The sequence below is a fragment of the Ensifer sp. PDNC004 genome (assembly GCF_016919405.1).
In the GTDB taxonomy this organism is placed as follows: domain Bacteria; phylum Pseudomonadota; class Alphaproteobacteria; order Rhizobiales; family Rhizobiaceae; genus Ensifer.
The window spans coordinates 3460484-3485022 of the sequence record NZ_CP070353.1; the positions used below are offsets into that span (position 1 = coordinate 3460484).

General features: G+C 63.7%; 18 protein-coding genes. 4 read left to right on the top strand and 14 right to left on the bottom strand.

Annotated elements, in window-relative coordinates; all coding sequences use genetic code 11:
- Nucleotides 1-49 precede the first annotated feature (49 nt).
- The 7 genes from glgB to JVX98_RS24960 all read right to left on the bottom strand — a co-directional run bounded on the left by glgB (nucleotide 50) and on the right by JVX98_RS24960 (nucleotide 14286).
- A complete protein-coding gene (gene glgB / locus JVX98_RS24930; protein ID WP_192450771.1) occupies nucleotides 50-2260 on the bottom strand; it encodes a 1,4-alpha-glucan branching protein GlgB in 2211 nt (736 codons plus the stop codon).
- Nucleotides 2257-4722 (bottom strand): glycogen/starch/alpha-glucan phosphorylase, encoded by a 2466-nt coding sequence (locus tag JVX98_RS24935; RefSeq protein WP_371826535.1) that lies wholly within the window; start codon nucleotides 4720-4722, stop codon nucleotides 2257-2259. The genes glgB and JVX98_RS24935 overlap by 4 nt, the downstream gene beginning before the upstream one ends.
- A gap of 222 nt (nucleotides 4723-4944) precedes the next feature.
- On the bottom strand, nucleotides 4945-6195 hold the full coding sequence (locus tag JVX98_RS24940; protein ID WP_205239522.1) for a vWA domain-containing protein: 1251 nt from the start codon (nucleotides 6193-6195) through the stop codon (nucleotides 4945-4947).
- A 178-nt stretch (nucleotides 6196-6373) separates the two neighbouring features.
- Nucleotides 6374-7252, bottom strand: coding sequence for a transglutaminase family protein (locus tag JVX98_RS24945; protein ID WP_205237762.1), 879 nt, complete (start codon nucleotides 7250-7252; stop codon nucleotides 6374-6376).
- 2 nt (nucleotides 7253-7254) lie between these two features.
- Nucleotides 7255-9663, bottom strand: coding sequence for a circularly permuted type 2 ATP-grasp protein (locus JVX98_RS24950; protein ID WP_192450768.1), 2409 nt, complete (start codon nucleotides 9661-9663; stop codon nucleotides 7255-7257).
- On the bottom strand, nucleotides 9664-12990 hold the full coding sequence (locus JVX98_RS24955) for a DUF2126 domain-containing protein (RefSeq protein ID WP_205237764.1): 3327 nt from the start codon (nucleotides 12988-12990) through the stop codon (nucleotides 9664-9666).
- Nucleotides 12991-13251: 261 nt separating this feature from the next.
- Complete coding sequence (locus JVX98_RS24960; RefSeq protein ID WP_205237766.1) at nucleotides 13252-14286, bottom strand: aldo/keto reductase; 1035 nt, start codon at nucleotides 14284-14286, stop codon at nucleotides 13252-13254.
- 128 nt (nucleotides 14287-14414) lie between these two features.
- On the opposite strand from JVX98_RS24960, the gene JVX98_RS24965 reads away from it, so the two are divergent.
- On the top strand, nucleotides 14415-15326 hold the full coding sequence (locus JVX98_RS24965; protein ID WP_205237767.1) for a LysR family transcriptional regulator: 912 nt from the start codon (nucleotides 14415-14417) through the stop codon (nucleotides 15324-15326).
- Here JVX98_RS24965 and JVX98_RS24970 read toward each other — a convergent pair.
- The 4 genes from JVX98_RS24970 to JVX98_RS24985 form a co-directional block, all read right to left on the bottom strand.
- Nucleotides 15298-17115 (bottom strand): GGDEF domain-containing protein, encoded by a 1818-nt coding sequence (locus JVX98_RS24970; protein ID WP_205237768.1) that lies wholly within the window; start codon nucleotides 17113-17115, stop codon nucleotides 15298-15300. The two genes, JVX98_RS24965 and JVX98_RS24970, sit on opposite strands and share 29 nt — an antisense overlap.
- A 451-nt stretch (nucleotides 17116-17566) precedes the next feature.
- Entirely contained in the window at nucleotides 17567-18334 is a 768-nt protein-coding gene (locus tag JVX98_RS24975; RefSeq protein ID WP_205237769.1) for a VOC family protein, read from the bottom strand.
- A gap of 129 nt (nucleotides 18335-18463) precedes the next feature.
- Nucleotides 18464-18940 carry a DUF1579 domain-containing protein gene (locus JVX98_RS24980; RefSeq protein WP_205237770.1) on the bottom strand — a complete coding sequence of 159 codons (477 nt, stop codon included), beginning with the start codon at nucleotides 18938-18940 and terminating at the stop codon, nucleotides 18464-18466.
- A gap of 107 nt (nucleotides 18941-19047) precedes the next feature.
- The gene (locus JVX98_RS24985) at nucleotides 19048-19776 is read right to left on the bottom strand and encodes a thioredoxin family protein (RefSeq protein WP_192450762.1); all 729 of its coding nucleotides are present in this window, start codon (nucleotides 19774-19776) and stop codon (nucleotides 19048-19050) included.
- A 61-nt stretch (nucleotides 19777-19837) separates the two neighbouring features.
- On the opposite strand from JVX98_RS24985, the gene JVX98_RS24990 reads away from it, so the two are divergent.
- Nucleotides 19838-20284: a MarR family winged helix-turn-helix transcriptional regulator gene (locus tag JVX98_RS24990; RefSeq protein WP_192450761.1), complete on the top strand. Its 447-nt coding sequence runs from the start codon at nucleotides 19838-19840 to the stop codon at nucleotides 20282-20284.
- Nucleotides 20285-20295: 11 nt separating this feature from the next.
- Here the strand turns inward: JVX98_RS24990 and JVX98_RS24995 are convergent, their stop codons facing one another.
- A complete protein-coding gene (locus tag JVX98_RS24995; RefSeq protein ID WP_205237771.1) occupies nucleotides 20296-20769 on the bottom strand; it encodes a MarR family winged helix-turn-helix transcriptional regulator in 474 nt (157 codons plus the stop codon).
- A gap of 95 nt (nucleotides 20770-20864) precedes the next feature.
- Here JVX98_RS24995 and JVX98_RS25000 point away from each other — a divergent pair, with 95 nt between their 5' ends.
- Both JVX98_RS25000 and JVX98_RS25005 read left to right on the top strand, forming a co-directional pair.
- Nucleotides 20865-21272, top strand: a complete 408-nt coding sequence (locus tag JVX98_RS25000) for a GFA family protein (protein ID WP_192450759.1) — start codon at nucleotides 20865-20867, stop codon at nucleotides 21270-21272.
- 142 nt (nucleotides 21273-21414) lie between these two features.
- Nucleotides 21415-21819, top strand: a complete 405-nt coding sequence (locus tag JVX98_RS25005) for a GFA family protein (protein WP_043610686.1) — start codon at nucleotides 21415-21417, stop codon at nucleotides 21817-21819.
- Between the two features lie 18 nt (nucleotides 21820-21837).
- Here the strand turns inward: JVX98_RS25005 and JVX98_RS25010 are convergent, their stop codons facing one another.
- A complete protein-coding gene (locus JVX98_RS25010) occupies nucleotides 21838-22266 on the bottom strand; it encodes a lipocalin-like domain-containing protein (protein ID WP_205237773.1) in 429 nt (142 codons plus the stop codon).
- Between the two features lie 160 nt (nucleotides 22267-22426).
- On the bottom strand, nucleotides 22427-24265 hold the full coding sequence (ilvD, locus tag JVX98_RS25015; protein ID WP_205237774.1) for a dihydroxy-acid dehydratase: 1839 nt from the start codon (nucleotides 24263-24265) through the stop codon (nucleotides 22427-22429).
- Between the last annotated feature and the right edge of the window lie 274 nt (nucleotides 24266-24539).

Genomic DNA, 24539 nt, shown 5'->3' on the forward strand with positions numbered 1-24539 from the left:
GATATTTGCAGTCTTCCGCCCACCGCCTTCGGCTGGCGGGTCGGATAAATTACTCCTGTTCCAGCATCAGTGTCGCGAGCGGCGGCAAGGTGATGTTGGCCATGATCGCTCCCGTGCTGTTCTTCTCCGCAAAAACGGCGCCGCCGTTGCCCTTGCCGCTTCCTCCATAGATTTCCGCGTCGGAGTTCAGGATCTCCTTCCAACGACCCTTGACCGGCAGCGGGATGGCGTAGCTTTCCCGGTAAACGGGTGTGAAATTGGTGATGACGGCAACGAGCTTTTCGCCGGGCGCCTTGCGCAGCCAGGCAAAGATGGAGTTGTCGCGGTCGTCGGCCAGCAGCCACTCGAAGCCTTCGCCCTCGCAGTCACGCGCATGAAGGGCGGGCTTGGCCCGATAGGTGCCGTTGAGGTCACGCACCAGCCGCCGCATGCCCTCGTGCAGGTGGTATTCGAGCAGGTTCCAGTCGAGCGCGCGGTCTTCGGACCATTCGCGCCACTGCGCGAACTCCTGACCCATGAACAAGAGCTTCTTGCCGGGATAGCCCCACATGAAGGCGTAGTAGGCCCGGAGATTGGCGAACTTCTGCCAGTCGTCGCCGGCCATCTTGGCGATCAGCGAGCCCTTGCCGTGCACGACCTCGTCATGGGACAGCGGCAGCACGAAGTTCTCGTTGAAGGCATAAAGCAGGCCGAAGGTCAGGTCGTTGTGGTGGAACTTGCGGTGCACCGGCTCGCGCGACAGATATTGCAGCGTGTCGTGCATAAAGCCCATGTTCCACTTGAAGCCGAAGCCGAGGCCCCCCGCATGGACCGGATGGGAGACCTTCGGCCAGGAGGTCGATTCCTCAGCGATCGTCAGGATACCCTTGTGAGAGCCGTATATTTCCGTGTTCAGCGTCTGCAGGAAACGGACGGCCTCGAGGTTCTCGTTGCCGCCATATTCGTTCGGCACCCACTCGCCGTGCTTGCGCGAGTAGTCGAGGTAGAGCATCGAGGCGACCGCATCGACGCGCAGGCCGTCGACATGGAATTTTTCCGCCCAGTAGAGCGCATTGTTGACGAGGAACGACAGCACTTCCTGGCGGCCGAAATTGTAGATCGCCGTGTTCCAGTCGGGGTGGAAACCTTGGCGCGGATCCTCGTGTTCGTAGAGTGCGGTGCCGTCGAACCAGCGCAGGCCGTGCTCGTCGGTCGGGAAATGTGCGGGCACCCAGTCGAGGATGACACCAAGGCCGACCTTGTGGCAGCCGTTGACGAAACGGGCAAAACCTTCGGGCTCGCCGAAGCGGGCGGTCGGCGCATAGAGGCCGGTCGTCTGGTAGCCCCAGGACGGGTCGAAGGGGAACTCCGAGATCGGCAGGAACTCGATATGGGTGAAGCCCATATCGACGCAGTAGGGGATCAGCCGGTCGGCAAGTTCGTCCCAGGAGAGCATGTCGCCATTGTCGCGGCGTTGCCAGGAGCCGGCATGGACCTCGTAGATCGAGATCGGCTGGCGCCTCGCGTCGGCAGACGCCCAATGCTTGCGGTGCGCCTCGTCGTCCCACACCTGCGCGATTTCCGGCGTGGTGACGGAGGCGGTGTTGGGGCGGAGCTCGGAGCGCCGGGCAAAGGGATCGGCCTTCAGCGGCAGCAACGTGCCGTTGCGGTCGAGGATCTCGTATTTATAGGCAAGGCCACCTTCAACGCCGGGAATGAAGATCTCCCAGATGCCGGTATCGGCGCGCAGCCGCATGACGTGCCGCCGGCCGTCCCAGTCGTTGAATTGGCCGACCACCGAAACGCGCTTGGCGTTCGGCGCCCAGACGGCGAAATGATAGCCTTGCGCGCCGTCATGCTCGATCGCGTGTGCGCCCATCTTGTCGAACAGCCGAAGATGCGAGCCCTCGCGAATGTAGTAGTCGTCCATCGGCCCGAGCACCGGCCCGAAGCTATAGGGATCGATCACCACCCATTCGCCGCCCTCGTTGCGTGCGCGGTAGCGCACCGGCTGAGGCTTCTTGAGGGCGATCGGCCCCTCGAAGAAACCGGCATCGTCGCGCCGTTCGAGCGCGCCCAGTTCCTTGCCGGCGAGCGTTTCTACGGTCACCGTCTCGGCATCGGGGATGAAGCAGCGGGCAAGGATGGCCTTGCCGGCGGGGTGCACGCCGAGAACCGCGAAGGGATCCTCGTGCGTGCCCGAGAGGATGGCCGCGACATCCGGCGCTGACAGCAGACCTGAAGCTGCGGGTTCCGGGTCCTTGCCGGCCGAAGACGTCATCCGGCTCTCCAGATTTCCCCGGCATATTGCCGGATAGTGCGGTCGGACGAGAACCAGCCCATCCGTGCCGTGTTGCGGATTGCCTGTGCTTGCCAGTCGGACGGCGTCGTCCAGAGCTGGTCGAGCTCGCGCTGTGCCTTGGCGTAGGCTTCGAAATCGGCAGCGACCATGAACCAGTCGTGATTGTAGATGCCGTCGACGAGGCCGGCGAAGCGATTGCGGTCGTCGGGCGAGAATACGCCGGAGGCAATCGCCTGCAGCGCCTGCGACAGCTCGCGCGAGCCTTCGATGATGGCACGAGGATTGTGGCCTTCGGCTCGCGCGCGGGCCACCTCTTCGGCGGTCATGCCGAAGATCTTGATGTTTTCCTCGCCGATCCAGTCGCGCATCTCGACATTGGCGCCGTCGAGCGTGCCGATCGTCAAGGCGCCGTTCAGCGCGAACTTCATGTTGCCGGTGCCCGATGCTTCCATGCCGGCCGTCGAGATCTGCTCGGAAAGATCGGCAGCGGGGACCATGATCTCGGCAAGCGAGACGTTGTAGTTCGGCACGAAGACGATCTTCAGGAGGCCGCGCACCGCCGGGTCGTTGTTGACGACACGCGCGACATCGTTGGCGAGTTTGATGATCAGCTTGGCATTGTGATAGCTCGGCGCCGCCTTGCCGGCGAAAAGCTTGACGCGCGGGACCCAGTCGAGCTCCGGATGGGAGCGGATCTGGTCGTAGAGCGCCACGGCCTCGATGATGTTCAAGAGCTGGCGCTTGTATTCATGGATGCGCTTGATCTGGATGTCGAACATCGCCGACGGGTCGAGCCGGATGCCGAGACGGCTCTGCACGAGCTGGGCGAGGCGAACCTTGTTGGCGCGCTTGACCGCGGCGAAACGCTCCTGGAACTCCGCCTTGTCGGCGAAGGCGTCGAGCGCCTGCAGCGCCTCGGTATTGTCCATGAACTCGTCGCCGATCGCCTCGCGGATCAGTCCGAAGAGACCGGGATTGCACTGCATCAGCCAGCGGCGCGGGGTAATGCCGTTGGTCTTGTTGTTGATGCGGTCGGGATAGAGCTTGTGCAGGTCGGCAAATACCGTTTCCTTCATCAGCTCCGTGTGCAGCGCCGAAACGCCGTTGATCGAGTGCGAGCCGACGAAGGCGAGGTTGCCCATGCGCACACGCCGTTCGCCGCTTTCGTCGATCAGCGAGATGTTGCGGATCTCGTCGTCCGTCGCGCCCTTCTGGCGGCGGGCCTCGATCAGGATCTTGGCGTTGATCGCATAGACGATCTGCATGTGGCGCGGCAAAAGCCGCTCGATCAGCGGCACCGGCCAGCTTTCGAGCGCTTCGGGCAGCAGCGTGTGGTTGGTGTAGGAGATCGTGCGGCGGGTGATGTCCCAGGCCTGCTCGAAATCGAGGCCGTGCAGGTCGGTCAACAGCCGCACCAGTTCGGCAATCGAGATCGCCGGATGGGTGTCGTTGAGCTGAATGGCGACGGCATCCGGCAGCGAGCTGAAATCCGGATATTGCTGCAGGTGACGGCGTAGGATGTCCTGCAGCGAGGCCGAGGAGAAGAAGTATTCCTGGCGCAGCCGCAGTTCCTGGCCGGCCGGTGTAGCGTCGGCCGGATAGAGAACGCGGGTCAGGCTTTCCGCCTTGTTGCTTTCGCGCAGCGCCCCGATGTGGTCGCCGGCGTTGAAGGCGGCCAGCAGGATCGGGTCAATCGGCTGCGCGGTCCAGAGACGAAGCGTGTTGACGCGTTTTGCCCGCCAGCCGACGGCGGGCGTGTCGAAGGCGGTGGCGATGACGCGCTCGGCCGGTTTCCACACGAAACGCTGGATCTCCTCATCAATATTGGCCGTTTCGACCACGCCGCCGAAGCCGATTTCGTAGGAGCTTTCGCGCCGTTCGAATTCCCAGGGATTGCCGTGGGCAAGCCAGGTTTCCGGCAGTTCCACCTGCCAGCCATCGGCCATCTGCTGGCGGAAGAGGCCATGCATGTAGCGGATGCCGTAGCCATAGGCGGGTACGTCGACGGTCGCCATCGATTCCATGAAACAGGCAGCCAGCCGTCCGAGACCGCCATTGCCGAGGGCCGCATCCGGCTCGAGCTGGGCGACGACATCGATATCGACGCCAAGGGAGGCGAGTGCATCGCGCATCTCGTCCATCAGGCCGATATTGGTCATCGCATCGCGCATCAGCCGGCCGATGAGAAACTCAAGCGAGAGGTAGTAGACGCGCTTTGCACCGGTTGAATAGGTCTTGCGGGTGGAATCCATCCACTTGTCTGTGATGCGGTCGCGCACAACCAGGATCGCCGCCGTCAGCCAGTCATGGGGCTTGGCGACCTTCGGGTCCTTGCCGATGCGGTACTTCAGACGTTCGAGGATTTCGACGGCGAGCTGGCTAGGTTCAGACGACCTTGGGGCGGGCTGCGGCACGTCGTTGGTGGAGAGCCTGTTCATCATGAAACTGTCTTTACCCTTTTGCGTTGGGAGATCGCAGGCCGGACCCGACCGGGGATAAAGGCAATTTATGCATCGATCCGAAGCGCTTGCAACAGATGTTTTTAAATGGATTAGACTTGCCTGAAGCAGGTGTCTTGGGCGCATAAAAAGCGCGGGGAGGGGTCGGAAATGCAAAACGCCGCCCGGCGGGACCGGGCGGCGCGAGATCGGAAAACTCTGAGCTTATTTGGTCAGGCGGGTTGCCAGGGCCGAGGCTCTTTCGCCAATTGCCTTGAAGGCTGCGATCAGATCGCCTGCTTCTTCCGCCTGGAAGTAGTTCGCTTCGGTCGTGGCGCAGGACTTCAGCAACGATTTGCCGCGGTCAGGCGCCATGAACGCAACGGTGTAGACCTGGACATTGTTCTTTCGAGCCGTGTCGCACCACGAAAGCGTCGTCGTGTCGTCGCTGGTGTTGTTGTTGTCGCCATCGGTCATGAAGACGATGTATTTCGTCGGAACCTGACCGTTTTTGGCCTTGTGCGCTGTGTCCTCGGTCGTCGCGGTCACGCGGCTGTAAGCCGTCTTGAACGCGTTGCCCGATGCGGTGCCGCCCGTTGCAACAAGGGCGTTCACATAGGTCGACGTCCCGGTCGTGCCCCAGTCGAGATTGCCCGCCGTGTCCTGCGCAGAGTTGTAGGAAATGGCTGCGGTGCGGACATAAAGCGTGTTCGGATCGGCCGTGTTCAACTGCTTCAGCAGATCGCTGACGGCGGTTTTGAGCGCGTCGACCTTCGTGACATAGCAGGGGCTGGTTGCCGCCAGGTTCGGATACTTGCCCCAATTCGCTTCTGTGTAGTTCGGGCAGGACGTCTTTTTGGAGTTCAGCGTATTGGTTTTCCAGGCCATCGAGCCGGAACGGTCGAGCACCAGATACATGGACAGCGCGTTCTTGCTCTCGGTGGCGCTTTCCGCAGTGGCCCGGGTTTCGATATCGATCGAATTTTGGCCGAGCAGCCGCGTCATTGCGTTCAACTGGAGCGTCTTCCGGTTGAGGACCGTGACTTTGTAAGCCTTGCCGGTCGGGCCGTTCTTGCTCTCGATGATGTCCACAGTGGTCTGAGGCGTGGCAGGGTCACCTGCCGTCGCTCCGGGATCCGACGTGCCAGACGCGCTGGCTGTGCCCGGATCGCTGCCACCGGGGACGTCCACGTCGGAGCCGGAGGTTTGCACCTTGAGAAAAGCGAGCGCGATGTCCTTGGCCTTTTCGGTCGTCGGCGGTGTCTTTGAGACCAGCGCCGAAGCCGCAGCGAGCGCGCCGGCATCCGCCGCGTCCTGCATCTGGTTTTTCGTCGTCATCATGGTGGCCAGATCGACGGCGACGCCGCCGGCTGCCAAGACCAATGGCGCCGCGAGTGCAGCCATCACACCAAAATTGCCACCCCGGTCCTTGAGCATGGCTACGAAGGACCGGCCTACCGTGTATCGTCTTCCCATCTTTGCACACCCCAAAGGAACACGTTGCAAGCTTGGGGGCATCAATAGCGGCGATGGCTTACGATATCGTTCCGGCAATCCGTGCAATTTTAATGGATCGCCGGAAAGCCAGTTGTTGTAAGGGGTTTTGCGGCATCCGATCTGTCCTGAAGCGGGAACTGGCCTGTGCCAAATCGGGTCACGGTACCGGAATGACGTCGACCGCCTGTTTCGTCGTCTGGCTGCCGTAGCTTTTCAGGACCCCGATGACGGGCGCGACATCGCCATAGTCGCGGCCATGGCCGACGACGATATGGTCGGTTCCAGCCGGAATATTGTTGGTCGGATCGAGTTCGAGCCACCCACCGGTTGTGCCGCACCAGACGCGCACCCAAGCGTGCATGGCATCGGCCCCCTCCAGGCGCTCCTTGCCGGGCGGAGGGATCGTCCTTAGGAAACCGCTAACATAGCCGGCAGGGATGCCGAGGCTTCTGAGCGCCACGATCATGACATGGGCGAAGTCCTGGCAGACGCCGCGCTTGAGCTTGAACGCTTCTGCCGGCGTCGTGTTCACGGTCGTCGCCTCACCATCATAAGTGAAGTCGCGATGGATGCGGTCGCACAGTGCGACGGCGATCTGGCGCACGGTCATTCCGTCGGTGACCGTGTCGCGAGCATAGGCGGCGATTTCGGCGGCCTCGGGCAAGAGCGGGCTCGGGCCGGCGAAGTGGTGCGGAGCGTCGGCATCGACGGACCAGCAGGCGGCAAGCTCTGCCGGCAGGCCGGCGAGATCGGGGGAGAAGTCCGCGGTCAAGGCCTGGGCCTCCACCTGCACGCGCGCCTGCATGCGGATCGTCAGGTCGGCATGCGAATTGCGAAAGAGGATCGACGTGAACGGGTTGGCGAAGAAGTCGATGCTCTCGGTGCGCTCGGCCGGCATGGGATGGCAGCTGAGCGAGCCGACGACGAGACGCTGGCGGCCCGGCAGCGTTGCCGGCAGCACACGCACGAGGTGGCGGCCGCCGGACACCGGCACTTCGTAGTCATAGGTGATCTTCAGGCTGATGTCGTAGAGCATGGCTAGCCGAGATAGGTGCGTGCGAGCAGATCGGACAGGCTTTCGAGATCCCGCTCCAACCGATTGTAGACGCCGAGGTTCATGGCTTCCGGCGTCATCACCGCCAGGCCCGAATGCAGCCGCATCGCCTCGCGGTAGAAGGGAGACATCTGTCCGTTGACGAAGGCGTTCGGCAAGAGCTCGACCTCGGTCTTGATCTCGTTCAACTGGTAAAGCACCGAGCGCGGATTGAGCGGGTCGAGCGCCAGGAGGTCGGTGACGGTCAACGCGGCGGTGCTGACATTGTAGCGCCGGCGGTGGGTCATGACGCTGTCGCCGATTTCGAGCAGCATGTCATAGGCGCCGTCGGGTGCGTCCGGCCCCGACATGTGGCCGAGCAGCCGCGTCATGTGCAGGCCGCGCTCGATGTAGCGGCCGATCGAAAGAAAGCGCCAGCCAGTGAAGCGGTACATGTTTTCATGCACGAGACCGGCAAAGCCGGCGAGCTTGCGCAGGAGTACGGTGATCGCCCGCGTCGCGTCGTCGCCGGCCTGCACCGTCGCGTGGAACTTGCGCGCCGTCTGCGAAAGGTCGTTCAGCGCCAGCCAGCCGTCCGGAGAGAAACGGTCGCGGATGTTGCCGGCGCTGAAAAGGGCGCTGGAGATATTGGCAAGCAGGCTGTCGGGCACCGGCTGGCGCGCATCGATGTCGAGAGCGGCGAGGTAGTCGCCGACATCCTTCAGGAGCGGCAGGTCCGGATCGGCGGTTTCGGCAAAGCGGCCGTGCCAGGCGCGCAAGATGCGAAGCGCCCCTTCCGCGCGCTCGATGTAGCGGCCGAGCCAGAAGAGATTGTCGGCCGCCCGGCTTGGCAGGCTGCCCGGCATGTTGCGGGTGAAGCTTTCCTCGGCCGGAAGCAGCGTCGTGCGCTCGACCGGCCGGTCGCTGACGATCCAGACGTCGGCAGCGGTGCCGCCCGCCTGCATCGCGATCGCAGCGACATCGTCACCGGAGCCGATGCGGGCAAAGCCGCCCGGCATGATCTGCCAGCCGTCGCGGGTGCGTGCCGCAAACACGCGCAGGCTCATCGGCCGTGGCGTCAGCCGCCCGCGCACCCAGGCGGGGGTGGTCGAGAGCGTGACCACTTCCTGGCCCACGAGCTTGCCGCCCTCGGCGCAAAGCCAGTCTGCGATCGAGGCCCGGGCCTTCTCATCGAGCGTGCGGCCGAGCACCGACTGTCCATTGTCGTCGAAGAAGGGGCGTGTCTGGTAGGCGGGGCCGATGACCATGCGGTCGAGGTTGGCGGCGACCTGTTCGCGTTCCGCGCTTTGGCCGCACCACCAGGTGGCGATCGAGGGCAGCTTCTGTTCCTCGCCCAACAGATGGCGGCAGATCGCCGGCGTGAAGGCGAGGAAAGCGCGGGTTTCGACGATGCCGGTGCCGAGCGCGTTGACGATCGAGACCGATCCGGCGCGAAGCGCCTCGACGATGCCGGGCGTGCCGATATGGGAGGACTGATTGAGTTCGAGCGGATCGGCAAAGGCGGCGTCGAGACGACGCCAGAGCACGCCGATGGGCTTGAGACCGGCGACGGTGCGCACCATCACCCGGCCGCCGACGACGGTCAGATCCTCGCCTTCAAGCAGCATGAAGCCGAGATAGCGGGCGATATAGGCATGTTCGAAATAGGTCTCGTTGGCGATCCCCGGCGAAAGAACGGCGATGCGGTCGTCCGGATGCAGCCGGCGGCTCTGCAGCGTGTCGCGGAACTCGCCGAAGAAACCGGCCAGCCGGTGGACGTGGCTTTCCGCATAGAGATTGGAGAAGGCGCGCGTGGTCGCGACCCGGTTCTCCAGGGCGAAGCCGGCGCCCGAGGGCGCCTCGGTGCGATCGGACAGGACCCACCAGTTTCCGTCGGGGCCGCGGCCGATCTCGAAGGAGACGAAATGCAGGAAGTGGCCGTCGGCCGGCTTTACGCCGACAAGCGGGCGCAGAAACTCCGGATTGGAGGCAACGAGCGCCGGCGGCAGCAGCCCTTCGCGCACCAGCCGGTTCTCGCCATAGATGTCGGCGACCACCTTTTCCAGCAGCTCGGCGCGCTGCACCAGGCCTTGCGAGACGTGCGCCCATTCCTTTTCGTCGATCAGAACCGGAATGTGCGACAGCGGCCAGCTGCGCTCGGAACTCTCCTTGGCGCCATAGACGCGATAGAACACCCCGGCATCGCGCAGATAGCGGTCGGCGCGGGCGAAGCGGTTGGCAAGCTCGGTTTCGTCGAGCCGCCCAAGCGTCGCGAGCAGCCGCTGCCAGACCGGGCGGACATTGCCTTCCTGGTCGAGCATTTCGTCGGCAATACCGGGAAGGGCCCGATAGCCGAAGACCGGATCGTCGTCGGTGCCCGGATGGCTTGCGGCGGCTGTCTGCTTCTTCGGCATTTACGCTCCTGGTGGACGCCTGAGATCAAGCGTCATCGGGAATTCCGTCGACGGGCTTTCGGGGCGCAGCGGGTAGCCTCCCGGCGTATGGCCCCAAGGCTCGAACCGCGACAGGCGCCGCGCCTCCGCCTCGTTGCCGTTGACCGGAAACGTGTCGTAGTTGCGCCCACCCGGGTGGGCGACATGGTAGATGCAACCGCCGATCGCCCGATTCGACCATGTATCATAGATATCGAATGTAAGGGGAGTGTTGACCGGCAGCACCGGGTGCAGCCCGGACGCCGGCTGCCACGCCTTGTAACGCACGCCGGCCACCGCCGCGCCGTTCGAGCCGGTGCGTGTGAGCGGCACGGGCCGACCGTTGCAGGCGACAATGTAACGTTCGGGGTTGGCGGTATCGAGCTTGACCTGAAGGCGCTCGATCGAGCTGTCGACATAGCGCACGGTGCCGCCGATCGCGCCCTGTTCGCCCATCACGTGCCAGGGTTCGAGCGCCTGGCGGAGCTCGAGTTTCGCCCCCTCGTATTCGACCTCGCCGCAGAAGGGGAAGCGGAACTCGAGCTGGGCCTCGAACCATTCCGGCTTCAGATCGAAGCCATGCGCCCGGAGATCGGCGAGCACGTCGAGAAAGTCCTGCCAGACATGATGCGGCAGCATGAAACGATCGTGCAGCGCAGTGCCCCAGCGCACGAAGCGTCCGTCGACCGGGTGCTTCCAGAAGCGGGCGATCAGCGCGCGCACCAGCAATTGCTGAGCAAGCGACATGCGGGCGTTCGGCGGCATCTCGAAGCCGCGGAACTCGACCAGGCCGAGACGGCCGGTCGGGCCATCGGGCGAGAACAGCTTGTCGATGCAGATTTCCGCCCGGTGGGTGTTGCCGGTGACGTCGACGAGCAGGTTGCGGAACAGCCGGTCGACGAGCCAGGGCAGGGGCGGCGGCGTTGCAGAGCCGGGCATCGGCACCTGCGCCAGCGCGATTTCGAGTTCATAGAGCTGGTCGTGGCGGGCCTCGTCGATGCGCGGCGCCTGCGACGTCGGGCCGATGAAGAGGCCGGAAAACAGGTAGGAAAGCGAGGGATGCCGCTGCCAGTGAAGCACCATGCTCTTCAGGAGATCCGGGCGGCGCAGGAACGGGCTGTCATTGGGATTGGCGCCGCCGACGACCACATGGTTGCCGCCGCCGGTGCCGGTATGACGCCCGTCGATCATGAACTTGTCGGCGCCGAGCCGGCTCTGGCGCGCCTCCTCGTAGATCGCGGTCGTGATATCGACGCAGTCACGCCAATGGGCGGCCGGGTGGATGTTGACCTCGATCACGCCGGGATCGGGCGCGACGCGGATGACGTTGATGCGCTCGTCCTGCGGCGGGGCATAGCCCTCGATATGCACCGGCAGGCCAATGGCGGCAGCGGCGCGTTCCGCAGACGCGATCAGGTCGAGATACTCCTCGATGCTTGCCGTCGGCGGCATGAAGACGCAGAGCCTGCCGTCGCGCGGTTCGACGCTGATGGCGGTGCGCACCAGGCCGGCGATTTCGTCCCGCGCGACCGGCAGCGGTGTCTCCGGCGCTTCCGAGGGTTGGAAGCGTGCCTGTTGCGGCCGGCTGATCTCCTCGGAGAAATCCGGCAGGTCGTCGCGCGGCAAGGTCGGGTCGAGCGGGTGGATATAGGGAAACTGCGAGGGCGCGATATAGGGCAGAGTGCCGAGCGGCAGGCGGTAGCCGACGGGGCTATCGCCTGGCACGAGGAAGAGCCGACCGCGGCGGGTGCTCCACTTCTCGCTCATCCATTGTCGTCCGGAGGCCTGCGCGTTCCAGGCCTGGACCGGCAGAACGTAGCCGGTCGGCGTCGTCAGCCCGCGCTCGAAGACACGCGCCATGCGGCTGCGTTCCTCCGGGTCCTTGAGCTTCGAATTGGCGGGATCGACATTGTCCGGGAGGTTCGCCTCCTTCAAGAGCCATTCGGCCGGATCCTCGAAGGCGGGCACCACCATGTCGGCCGCGACATCGAGCTCGCCGGCGATCGCGTGCAGCAAGCGTTCGGCATCCTTTTCGGTCACGTCGTGGCGGCCGGCTTCCTCGGCGATGAGATCGGGCCGGCTCCAGATCGGCACGCCGTCCTTGCGCCAGTAGAGCGAGAAGGTCCAGCGTGGCAGGCTTTCGCCGGGATACCACTTGCCCTGGCCGTAATGCAGGAAGCCGCCCGGCGCGAAGCGCTCGCGCAGCCGGCGGATGAGATCGTCCGCCTTCTCGCGCTTGGTCGGGCCGACGGCGGCTGTGTTCCATTCTTCCGCCTCGAAATCGTCGATCGAGACGAAGGTCGGCTCGCCGCCCATCGTCAGCCTGACGTCGTTTTCCTCGAGCACCCGGTCAACCCTTTCACCGAGCGCATTCAGCGCCTCCCAACTCTCGTCGGAGAACGGCTTGGTGATGCGCGGGTGCTCGGCGACACGTTTTACCTTCATGTCGAAGGCGAAGTCGGTTCGGGTCTCGGGATCGCCGAAGAAGCCGCCGGAGATCGGCGCGGCGTTGCGATAGTGCGGCGTTGCGGCAAGCGGAATATGGCTTTCGCCGGTCAGGAGGCCCGAGGTCGGGTCGAGCCCGACCCAGCCGGCGCCGGGCAGATAGACTTCCGCCCAGGCATGCAGGTCGGTGAAGTCGTGGTCGGTGCCGGAGGGGCCGTCGAGGGCTTTCAGATCGGGCGTCAGCTGAATGAGATAGCCGGAGACGAAGCGGGCAGCGAAGCCGAGATTGCGCAGGATCTGCACGAGCAACCAGCTGGAATCGCGGCACGATCCTCTCGCCGATGTCAGCGTCTGCTCCGGATCCTGTACGCCCGGCTCCATGCGGATGACATAGCCGATTTCCTGCTGCAGGCGCGCGTTGAGCCCGACGACCATGTCGATGGTACGCTGGCGGGAACGATCGACCGTTGCCATGAAGGCGGAGAGCGCCGGGCCGAGCGGCTCCGGTGTCATGTAGATCCTCAGATCGTCGCTGAGATCTTCGGGGTAGGGGAAGGGCCAATGCTCCGCCTCTTCCTCGACGAAGAAGTCGAAGGGGTTGTAGACCGTCATGTCGGCAACGAGATCGACTTCGATTTTCAGCTCGCTCACCGGATCGGGAAAGACGAAACGGGCGAGGTAGTTGCCGTAGGGGTCCTGCTGCAGGTTGACGAAATGGTTGCCGGGCGAAACCTTCAGCGAGTGGCTGATGACCTTGGTCTTAGAGTGAGCGGCGGGCTTCAGCCGGATGATCTGCGGCGACAGCCTGACGGCACGGTCATAGGTGTAGTGGGTCAGGTGATAGATACTGGCCTTGATCGACATGCCGGATTTGATCCCCCTGCAGCATGTTTCCTTAAATCACCTTCGATTTAAGGACCAAAACGTGCTGCCCTTCTAAGTGCGACAGCGGCCTTAGCGCGCCTTCGGCGCGCGGCGCTGTTGTGGGGGGTCTGGTGCCCCCATCGCCACGAAGTTTGTGCAATGCAAATCGAGAATGCAAGCGCGAAAGCGTGCCTGGAAAATCGAGGCAGCGCAGTGCTTTCGCACGCCAGTGCGGGGCGTGCGAAAGCGGTTGCCTGACGATCAGACGATCGGCGGATTGATCCGCGCGAAACCCTCCTGGCGGTAGTAGGGGAAGTAGGGGTAGGCCGGAGTCGTCTTGCTCGCCGCGTCGAGCCGGGCGATCTGTTCCCGCGACAACGACCAGCCGACGGCGCCGAGGTTCTGGCGAAGCTGCTCCTCGTTGCGGGCGCCGATGATGACGCTCGAGACCGTCGGGCGCTGCAGCAGCCAGTTGATGGCGATCTGTGGGATCGTCCTGCCGGTTTCCTCCGCAAGCTGGTCGAGCACGTCGACGACATCGTAGAGCTTTTCGTCATCGACCGGCGGGCCGAAGGCGGCTGTGTCATGCAGGCGGCTTCCTTCCGGCCACGGCTTGCCGCGGCGGATCTTGCCGGTCAGGCGCCCCCAGCCGAGCGGGCTCCAGACCAGCGCGCCGACGCCCTGGTCGGCACCAAGCGGCATCAGTTCCCACTCGTAGTCGCGTCCGACAAGCGAATAGTAGACCTGGTGGGCCACATGACGCACGAGGCCGTGCTTCTCCGACGCCGCCAGCGATTTCATCAGCTGCCAGCCGGCGAAGTTTGAGGCGCCGACGTAGCGCAGCTTGCCGGCAGTGACGAGACCGTCGAGTGTCGAAAGCACCTCTTCGACCGGCGTTCCCGCGTCGAAGGCGTGCAGTTGCAACAGGTCGATATAGTCGGTGCCGAGCCGCTTCAAGGCATCGTCGACGCCCTTGACGAGACGCGTGCGCGACGTGCCGGCGTCATTCGGGCCGTCGCCCATCGGCAATGCCATCTTGGTGGAGAGCAGCACGGCATCGCGCCGGCCCTTGATGGCCGCACCAAGCACGCTCTCGGATGCGCCGTCGGAATAGACGTCGGCGGTGTCGAAGAGGCTGACTCCGGCCTCGAGCGAGATGTCGATCAGCCGCCTGGCTTCCGCGGCGTCGCTGTTGCCCCAGGCGCTGAAGAGCGGCCCCTTGCCGCCGAACGTGCCGGCGCCAAAGCTCAAGGCAGGCACTTTCAGTCCCGATGATCCAAGCCGTCTGTATTCCATGTCGTCAAACTCCTCGATGGTTGGCCTTTGCGAGACCGGATGTCCGCTCGCCCACGAGGAGAAGGTGGTGTCGTTGCTATTTGCGATGTAGACATAATGAAAGAACATCATTTGTGAGCTGAAGTCACATGTCGCGCTTGTCGATCAATCGTTCGGGGGAGATGGCGGTTTTCGCCAAGGCGGTGGAACTAGGCGGTTTTTCGGCCGCCGCAAAGGTCTGCTGTATGACCCCCTCGGCCGTCAGCAAGCTCGTGCAGCGGCTTGAAGAAAGGCTCGGCGTCCGGCTCGTCAACCGCTCTACGCGGCGGTTGCAACTGACGGCGGAGGGCTGCGCCTTCTACGAGCGGGCGGTGCGCATCCTTGCCGATATCGACGAGGCGGAGCGCGAGGCGGGTTCAGGCGAGACGCCGGAGGGTCGCGTGCGTCTGAACGTCAGCGCTTCCTATGCGGTGCATGTGCTGATGCCGGTGCTGTCGGATTTTCTTTCGGCCTTCCCGTCTGTCTCGCTCGACATTTTGCAGACCGATGCCGTGGTCGACCTGATGGCGGAGCGGGCCGACATCGCCGTGCGTGCTGGTCCGCTGAAGTCTTCAAGCCTGATCGCCCGCAAGCTCGGCAGCACGTCGATGACGATCGTCGGCGCGCCGTCCTATCTTCAACGGTTCGGCACGCCCGAGAGTGTTGAGGATCTCGAAGCGATGAACAGGCTGAGCCATAGCTACGCCCGTTCGATCGATGGCTGGCCACTCCTGTCGAACGGGGAGCCGATCACGCTGGCACCGACGGAGCAGGTCCGCGTGAGTGACGGCGAGGGCTTGCGCCAGCTTGCGCTCGCCGGCGTCGGCCTGGCGCGACTGCCGACGTTTACGGTCAAGGAGGATATCCGTTGCGGCCGGCTGACGGCGGTTGCCGAGCATTTGAACCCGGGCGACATCGAGGCCTTCCATGCGGTGTTCCACGGGCAGGGTGGAGCCCTGCCGGCGCGTGTGCGGGTGGTGCTCGATTTCCTGGCTAAGCGCGCGCGGATTTCATCGCCTTGAACGGCGAGTGCGCGGCTTCGTCCGGCTGGCCGCAGACGCGATTGCGGCCTTCGGACTTGGCGCGATAGAGCTCCGTATCGGCAAGTTCGATCAGGTGCTTCCAGCCACCGTCCGCGCTTCGGCCTTCGGCCACGCCGAAGCTGGCGGTAACATTCAGCTTCTGCCCGTCTGCAAGGACGATCGGTTCGCGTGCGAGGTTGACCCTTATCCTTTCGGCAAGGGCAAGAGCGGATTCGATGCTGTCGCCGGGCGTGATCACGGCGAACTCCTCGCCGCCGAAACGGGCGACGAGATCGGAATTGCGCACGGAATTGCGGATGATGCGTGCGGTTTCCTGAAGCACGATGTCGCCGATCAGGTGGCCGTGGGTATCGTTGATCTGCTTGAAATGGTCGATATCCATCAGGATCAGACAGGCGTCCTGATCCTTGCCGTTCGTGTCCTCCGCGCCGCCGATCAGCTCCAATGCGCGGCGATTGAGCAGGCCGGTCAATTCGTCCGTTTCCGCCTGGCGCTCGAGATGCTGCATCAGCAGCGTGCGCTCGTCGAGGCGCTGGCGCAGGATGTCTATCGCATCGAACAGGCGCCCCATTTCGCCTTCTCCGCCCTTGCCCTGGAGGCGCGGGATCGGGCGGTCGTTGGCGAGTTCGATGATGCTGTGGCGCGCGAGGAGCAGCGGTTCGAAGACCAGCGAGCGGGCGCGGCGCATCAACACCAGGAGCACCAGGAAAAGCGAGAAGGTCGCAAGGCTCGCGACGGCGAGCTTGATCGACGCGCGCGTCTTGTTGGTCGACAGGCGCTCGACGGTCGAATCCATGAAGGCGCGACGCAGATCTTCAAGCGGCTTCATCTTCGGGACGAAAATGTCGGTGAGCTGTTCGGCGGTCAGCGGGTAGTTGCCCGAGCGTTTGCCGACCGCGACGATGTTGTCGATGATCGCAAAACCTTCGCCGAAGAATTCGTGGTCGATCTTGGCGAGATCGCCGATCTTCGCCGGATCGAGGCCGGGAAGCGCGCCCGGCTTGCCGACGATCGCCCAGACCTCCTGTAGCCTGCCGCGTGTGCGCTCGCTGTCGGCCAGGTTCTTGATCGCGAGCGGCTTGCCGACGGCAACGGGCGCCATGACCTGCGAGCCGAGGCGGCCACCGTCTTCACGCAGATTGGCGAGCATCTGGGCCGCAAGAGCAATGCCCGCAAGGTTCGGGTCCGTATTGGTCAGGCGCTGAATGTTCCAGTCGATAGCGGGGCGGAGCGCATCGATCACGCCGAACATGGCCTCGATCGACCCTTCGATTTCGGCAAGATTCCGCTCTTCCGGCGGAAGGGCTGCAATGCGATCGACTTCCGCACGCGCAAGTATCAAGCGACGGTGCACCTCGACCAGGATGGGCGAGAGTGCGCCGGCCGGTTCGGAACGGCTGGCATTGTCGATGTCGGCGGTGATCTCGGCGAGTGCCGCGTCGCTGCGGGTACGAAACTCCGCCAGCCGCGCCTGAACGGTGGACCCGGGCGCCACGCCGAGGCCGAGCATGCCGTTCGACGGACCACGTTCGGCCGAGAGATAGTTCGCGGCGTCGAGGACGCGGCAAAAGGCCATGACTTCCGCCAGATTGCGGCGCGCGATGACAAAATCGCTGTAGGACGCGGCGATGATTTCGGTCGCAAGAATGCCCGTGCAGGCAACGACAATGGCCACCAGCCATTGGAGCTTGCGTCGCAGGGCCTTGGCCGTGCGTGCTTCCCCGACGCCCATCTGAGGGGACGCATAGCTGCTGCCCTTATTGCTCATCTGCGCGAAGTTGCTCCACTCATGTCGCCGCTCGTCGTCTCGACAGTCACGACAAATTCTTGTCGCCCGACAAGAAACCCATCCGAAATCAGTGTGCTTGTCGCCCCTGTTATCGTATAAGGTGTTAAATAAGCTTGAAATACCCTGAAATACTAGGGGCTAATCCGCAACCGAGGGATGCGTCCGGCGCAGGGCAGGCTACGGTTTTGGTGGTCTCGGTGTTCGCTTTCCGATCCATGATCACAATAAATCAGGCCCGTTTTCTTGCTGGAAGCGGGCCTGGACTTGGTCTGCCGTGATTTACTTCTGTAACTCTTCGCGGCAACGTGATCTGTGCTGCGCCTGGAGTGCCTCGCGTCCCATCAAACCCTCAAATGTCGCCGTGGCACTTTGATCTGCTGCGTGTCTTTTGCCTTAAATCGAGGAAGATTTAAGGAGACATGCAACAGTCTCAGCGCCTCGGCCCGACCAGTGCGAAAAGGGCGCCTTGCGGGTCGAGCGCCTGAACAATCCAGGCACCTCCCGGGACTTCCATCGGCTCCAGCACGATCTTGCCGCCGCCAGCCTTGATGCGTTCGATGGCGGCATCGATGGCCGGCACGTTGATATAGTAGAGCCAATAGGGCGCGGGCACTTCCTTCGGCTTGGTCATCATCCCGCCGATCGGGGCGCCGCCATGGGCGAAGATCTGGTAGATGCCCATCTCGCCCATGTCCATGCCCTGGTCCTTGGTCCAGCCGAAGAGCTCGGAATAGAAGGGAAAGGCAGTGTCGAGGTCGCCGGAGGCAAGCTCGTGCCAGCCGATCAATCCGGGGGCCATCGGGTCGGTGACCGGCGGTGGATCGCCCGTCCCCTTGAAGACCGAGAACACCGCGCCGTGCGGGTCGGTGACGACGGCGAAACGCCCGATGCCGGGGATATCGTCCGGCGCCCGGTGCACCTTGCCGCCCTTGGCGGCGATGCTGGCGGCGGTCGCATCGACATCGTCGACGCCGATATAACCGAGCCAGGCGGGCGGCACGTTCATTTCAAGCGCGCCTTCCGGCATGGTCATCAGGCCGGCCACCGGAATCTCGCCGACGTTGAACAGGGTGTAGCTGATGCCGGCCATGCCGGAATCGGCGGCATTCCACCCGACGACGTCCTTGTAGAACCGTTCGGCGGCCGCCATGTCGGTTGTCATCAGCTCGTACCAAACGAATTTGCCGTGATCTGCCATTGCCTTCCTCCGATTGCCTTGGCGCGGCGTATTTCGCGCCGCTTGGTTGCCTGTTCGAATGAACTGTCGCAGGGGCAGCCTGACGGGATGTGTGACCGCAAAGCCGAAGGGCGGCCGCCAGCATCGCTTTCAATCCCGGCGCAGGTACTCCGCGGTCATCAAATCTTTCCAGCGTCCGTCCGCTGTCTGCATTTGCGCCGTCAGTAGCCGCCGGGATGGACCGTCAAGCGTGATGACGTCACGGTAGCGCGCGGTCCGGTCGGGGGTCTCGAAATCCGGCCCTTCGCAGGAGAGGGAGAGGGACGTGCCGGCCGCGTCCAGTTCGCCGTCATAGATCCACATGTGCTTCATCATCGATCCGATCCAGGTGCCGACGTAACGCCCGGTCTGCGGATTGAAGCCGAGCGTCATCAAAGTCTGGCCGAAACTGCCACCCGGCATCGTTCCCTGACCTTCGCAGACGATCCAAAGGCCTTCGAGGGACCGGACATGTTCGGTCCAGGGGCCGCTGCCGTCGGGCTCGCCATCGGATCCGGCTGTGCGAACCTGCCAGTCGCCCAGCAATTGCTCAAGCCAGCGGTGCGGTTCTTCCGGTTCTGCTCTCACGGGATTTCCTTGTTGGGCACGTGCGGGCACAGGCAAGCGGCCCGGCACGCGAGCGTTCTCAAAACGATTTCGCGGGCGAAAAGTTCCGCCCGCGGCGGATGCGAAGGTCAGCCTGCCTTGCGGCCCGGCTCCTTGTCGTATTCGTCGTGGCGCCGGACGAAGTCCATCGTACCGTCTTCGTTGCGGCCCTTCGGCGCGCGGTCGAGCAGCATCAGTGTGCCCACCAGTTCCTCGAGCCCTCGGGCATAGGACGAATAGGTGTGGTAGACCGTGCCGTCCTCGCTCTTCTGAAAGGCGCTGAGACCGGGCAGTTCCTCATGCGCATTGGCGCTTTCGATGTCGGTGAAATTGTAACCGACCTTACCACTGGCGAGTTCGTCTGCCGAAAAGGCCACGTGGAAGTCATGGTTGAAGCCGTTGCCTTGCGCCGAGACCCAGGGGAAATGCCAGTCCATGCGTTTCTTGTAGGCTTCGATTTTGACCAGCGGCGCGTTCGATGTGGCGATCAGCGTGACGTCGTGATGGTTGAGGTGCGGCAGCATGCCGGCGAAGTGATCGACCAGGAAGGAGCAGCCGGGGCAGCCGGCCTCCCAGGTGGGGCCGAACATGAAATGATAGACCATGAGCTGGCTGCGGCCGTCGAAAAGCTCGGAGAGTGATCTGCGGCCCGCCGGCGTATCGAAGACGTAGGTCTTTTCCATCTTCACCCAGGGCAAGGCCAGCCGGGCGGCATTGACCTTGTCGCGTGCGTGGGTGTGTTCCTTTTCCAGCGCAAGTAGGTCTCTGCGCGCCTTCAGCCACTCTCCAGGCGATACCACTGCGTGGTCCTGTCTCATGCCCGTTCCTCCTTCCAACGTTGCACTTGACTATTTACGTTGATATCAACATTAATCGGCCATGTCAAAGATGCCGCTCGTTTCGTTCGATACCACCCTGCATGTGAAGGACACCTGCCTCTGCCTGCATGTGCAGCGTGCCGCGCGCGCCCTTGCCCGCCGGTTCGACGAGGGGCTGCGCCCGCTCGATATCACCAACGGACAGTTCTCTCTGCTGATGTCGCTCAACCGCCCGGTAGCGCCCAATATGGGCTCGGTGGCATCGCTTCTCGCCATGGACCGGACGACCTTGACGGCGGCGCTGAAGCCGCTGGAACGGCGCGGCCTGGTCGAAAGCTTCCCGGATGCCGACGACCGGCGGTCGCGCCGATTGCGGCTGACGCTGGAGGGGCAGGGGCTGCTGGCGCGCGCCGTGCCGATCTGGCGGGACCTCCATGAGGCGCTCGATCCGGTGTTCGGGGACGGTGGTCCGGACCGCCTGCGTGCGGATCTCCTAAGGCTGGCCTGACCGGCAGTCGGTCAGTCCTCGGACCGCTCTGGCGTGGGGCGTTCCCTGAGTACCTCGATCACCTCGGCGATCAAGGCGGAAGCCTGGCGTAGCCGCCTTTCGCCGAGCGCGCCGCCCAGGCCATCCGCCCAGGCCGCCTGCCGCTCCTTGATATCGTGCAGCGCTGTATCTCCCGCCGCGGTCAGGACCATGAGCTTCGCCCTCTGGTGGGTCGGGTTGCCCCTGTAGGCGATCAGCCCTTCGGCCTCCAGGAGATCGGCGATGCGCTGCACGCCCTGGCGCGCAAGGCCGAGCGCGCGTGCCGCATCGGCCACCGACATCGGCGCATGGTTTGCCGCGGCCAGCACCTGCCAGCGGGCGCTCGTTTGTCCGGAAGGTTTGGCGAGCGCATCGCCGGCCTGGGTCAGGGGCCCCGCCAGCCGTAATACCGATATGGCGAACTCCGCAAAGGCGTCTCCGGCGGGTGTCCGATCAGGATCTTTCATGTTGACAGCACCAGCGTCGTGTGAATGTTTATATGACATCATGTTGTCATGATGCAGTTGTTTCGGCAAGTCATTTTAGCAAGGGAGATGAGAGCATGGCGAGAAGGACTTACAGCGGCGGTTGCCATTGCGGCAAGCTCAGATACGAGGCGACTTTCGATCTCGATGCCGGGACGACGCGATGCAATTGCTCGTTCTGCGGCAAAGCCCGCTACTGGGGTGCGCAGGTCCAGCCGGAAGATTTTCGCCTCCTGTCGCCGGAAGATCAGGTTGGCCGGTATCAATTCGGCGCTAAGGTTGGCAATCACCGTTTCTGCCCAGCCTGCGGCATCGCCTCCTATAGCCACGGTTATGTCGAGGAACTCGGCGGCGCCTATTACAGCGTCAATGTTGCCACGCTGGATGATATCGATCCATCGGTACTTGCCGAGGTGTCGGTGCAATATCTGGATGGCCGGAACGACCGATGGGATCAAACACCCGCCGAAGTCCGTCATCTCTGACGCGTGCCGGGATTCGGTTCTTAATTGACAATATGTTGTCAATATGGCACTTGCATTGCATGAGCTTCACCCGGCAGGCATATCGCCTGCCGGGTGGGCGGCAATATGGGGGCTGACGGGCCCACCAGCGGGAGCGACAGCTATGAAACTGACCTACAAAGGAAGCTGCCATTGCGGAAACATCCGCTATGAGGCCGATATCGACCTCGATGCCGGCACCGGCAAATGCAACTGCTCGATTTGCTGGAAGCGGCGCTACTGGGGGGTGGTCGTGAAGCCCGACGCCTTCCGGCTGCAGTGCGACGAAGCCAACATCGCCGACTACCAGTTCGGCAGCAACAGCGTGCATCACCGCTTCTGCAGGACCTGCGGCGTTGCCGCCTTCGGTCACGGCTACATCGAGGAGATCGGCGGCGCCTACTATTCCGTCAACGTCGCCTGCCTCGACGATCTCGACCCGGCGGTGCTGGCCGAAGCACCGGTGCAATACATGGACGGGCGCAACAACAACTGGTTCCACGCGCCGGCCGAGACGCGTCATCTCTGACGCCCGTGGCCAAGCTGGTCACATCTTGCGAAATTCGAGGTGGTAGATGACCTCCTCGCCGGTTGCCGGGTCCACGCCCGGCGCGCCGTAGATCACCAGCTTGTCGCCTTGCAGGGCAAAGGGGCGGATCAGGTCGGAGACGCCCCAGGCCGGGTTCCAGCTTGCCTCGACATGATGGATGATCCGGCCGTCCTTGAGCGAATAGGAGCCGGAATAGGCGAGCATGGAATCAAACAGTGCCGCTTTTTCGTTGTGAGAGGGCACGAGCCCTTTGAGCTGTGGCCGATCGCGCTTCACCACGACGGCAGTCATCCGGCCATCCGGAAAATACGAGAGATAACCGATGGGGTCAGGACCCATGGCATCGCTGACCTCGCCAGTGGCGACGACCTCGCGCGTCCAGGAAAGCATCTTCCAGGTGCCGAGCAATCCAGACTCGTCCGCCATGATCCACCTGTGTGATTTTAGGGTAAACTAAAATAACAGATGGTTCCTGTCCGGCAAAGCCGGGCCTATCCCTAGGACGAGATCAAAGAAAAGGGCCCCCGCCGCGCGGGAGCCCTTCGTTGTTTCTTGCGCCTCTCGAGCGCTGCCAGAACGTGGCTGGTCAGTGCTCGCCGAGGTCGCGCACGGCGCCACGGTCGGCGGAGGTGGCGAAAGCCGCATAGGCCTTCAGCGCCGTCGTCACCTTGCGCTTGCGCTGTTCGGTCGGCTTCCAGCCCTGGGCGTCCTGCTCGGTACGGCGCTTGGCAAGTTCCGCCTCGTCGACGCGCAGGCTGATCGTGCGGTTCGGGATGTCGATATCGATCATGTCGCCCTCGCGCACCAGGCCGATCGTGCCGCCATTGGCCGCTTCCGGCGAAACGTGGCCGATCGACAGGCCCGAGGTGCCGCCGGAGAAGCGGCCGTCGGTGATCAGCGCGCAGGCTTTGCCGAGGCCCTTCGATTTCAGGTAGCTCGTCGGATAGAGCATTTCCTGCATGCCCGGGCCGCCCTTCGGGCCTTCATAGCGGATGACGACGACGTCGCCGGCCTTGATCTCGTTGGCAAGGATCGCCTTGACCGACGCGTCCTGGCTTTCGAATACCCGGGCAGGGCCCGAGAATTTCAGGATGCTCTCGTCGACGCCCGCGGTCTTCACGATGCAGCCGTCGATGGCGATGTTGCCCTTGAGGACGGCGAGGCCGCCATCCTTGGAGAAGGGATGTTCGACCGAGCGGATGACGCCCTTTTCGCGGTCGGTGTCGAGCTCGTCCCAGCGGGCTTCCTGGCTGAAGGCGACCTGGGTCGGGATGCCGCCCGGTGCTGCACGGAAGAAATTGCGGACCGTTTCGCTCGACGTGCGGGTGATGTCCCAGCGGTCGATGGCGTCGCCGATCGTGGCGCTGTGCACCGTCGGGCAATCGCGGTTGATGAGGCCGCCCTTTTCCAGTTCGCCGAGGATCGACATGATACCGCCGGCGCGGTGCACGTCTTCCATGTGCACGTCGCTTTTCGCCGGAGCGACCTTCGACAGGCACGGAACCTTGCGCGACAGGCGGTCGATGTCCGCCATGGTGAAATCGACCTCGCCCTCATGGGCGGCGGCGAGAATGTGCAGCACGGTGTTGGTCGAGCCTCCCATGGCGATATCGAGCGCCATGGCGTTTTCAAACGCCTTCTTCGAGGCGACATTGCGCGGCAGGACGCTGTTGTCGTCCTGCTCGTAGTGGCGGCGGGTGATGTCGACGATCAGGTGGCCGGCTTCGACGAACAGGCGCTTGCGGTCGGCGTGGGTGGCGAGCGTCGAGCCGTTGCCGGGCAGCGACAGGCCGAGGGCTTCGGTCAGACAGTTCATCGAGTTGGCCGTGAACATGCCGGAGCAGGAGCCGCAGGTAGGGCAGGCGGAGCGCTCGATAACCTTGACGTCTTCATCGGAAACATTGTCGTCGGCTGCGGCGACCATGGCGTCGACCAGGTCGAGTGCGTGCGTCTTGCCGTGGAGCACAACCTTGCCTGCTTCCATCGGGCCGCCGGAAACGAAGACGGCGGGAATGTTGAGGCGGAGCGCCGCCATCAGCATGCCGGGGGTGATCTTGTCGCAGTTCGAGATGCAGACCATGGCGTCGGCGCAGTGCGCGTTGACCATGTACTCGACGCTATCGGCGATGATCTCGCGCGAGGGCAACGAATAGAGCATGCCGTCGTGGCCCATGGCGATACCGTCGTCGACGGCGATGGTGTTGAATTCCTTGGCGACGCCGCCGGCAGCCTCGATCTCGCGGGCAACAAGCTGGCCAAGATCCTTGAGGTGCACGTGGCCCGGCACGAACTGGGTGAACGAGTTCACCACCGCAATAATCGGCTTGCCAAAATCGCTGTCCTTCATGCCCGTCGCGCGCCAGAGGCCGCGGGCGCCGGCCATGTTACGGCCGTGGGTGGTGGTACGTGAGCGATAGGCAGGCATGGCATGTTCCTTCACGGACAAGGGGTATTGCTCGGGAATGGCGATCCCTGATCGCCACCGAATGGGCTACCTAGCGCAAAATTGCGTGCGCGTCATCTTTTGCGTCAGATTATTTCGACGCCGCGCGCGCTGTCGCGCCGGGCTTTCGCCTGTTCGGAAACCAAATCTAGACCGCGGCCGGCGTCTTCCACAACACCCACTTAAGCGCTTTACGGAAATCTTATGCCGGGCGCCGGAAGTCGCAATCGAAACCGGACGCCTGCCGGGTCTAGCC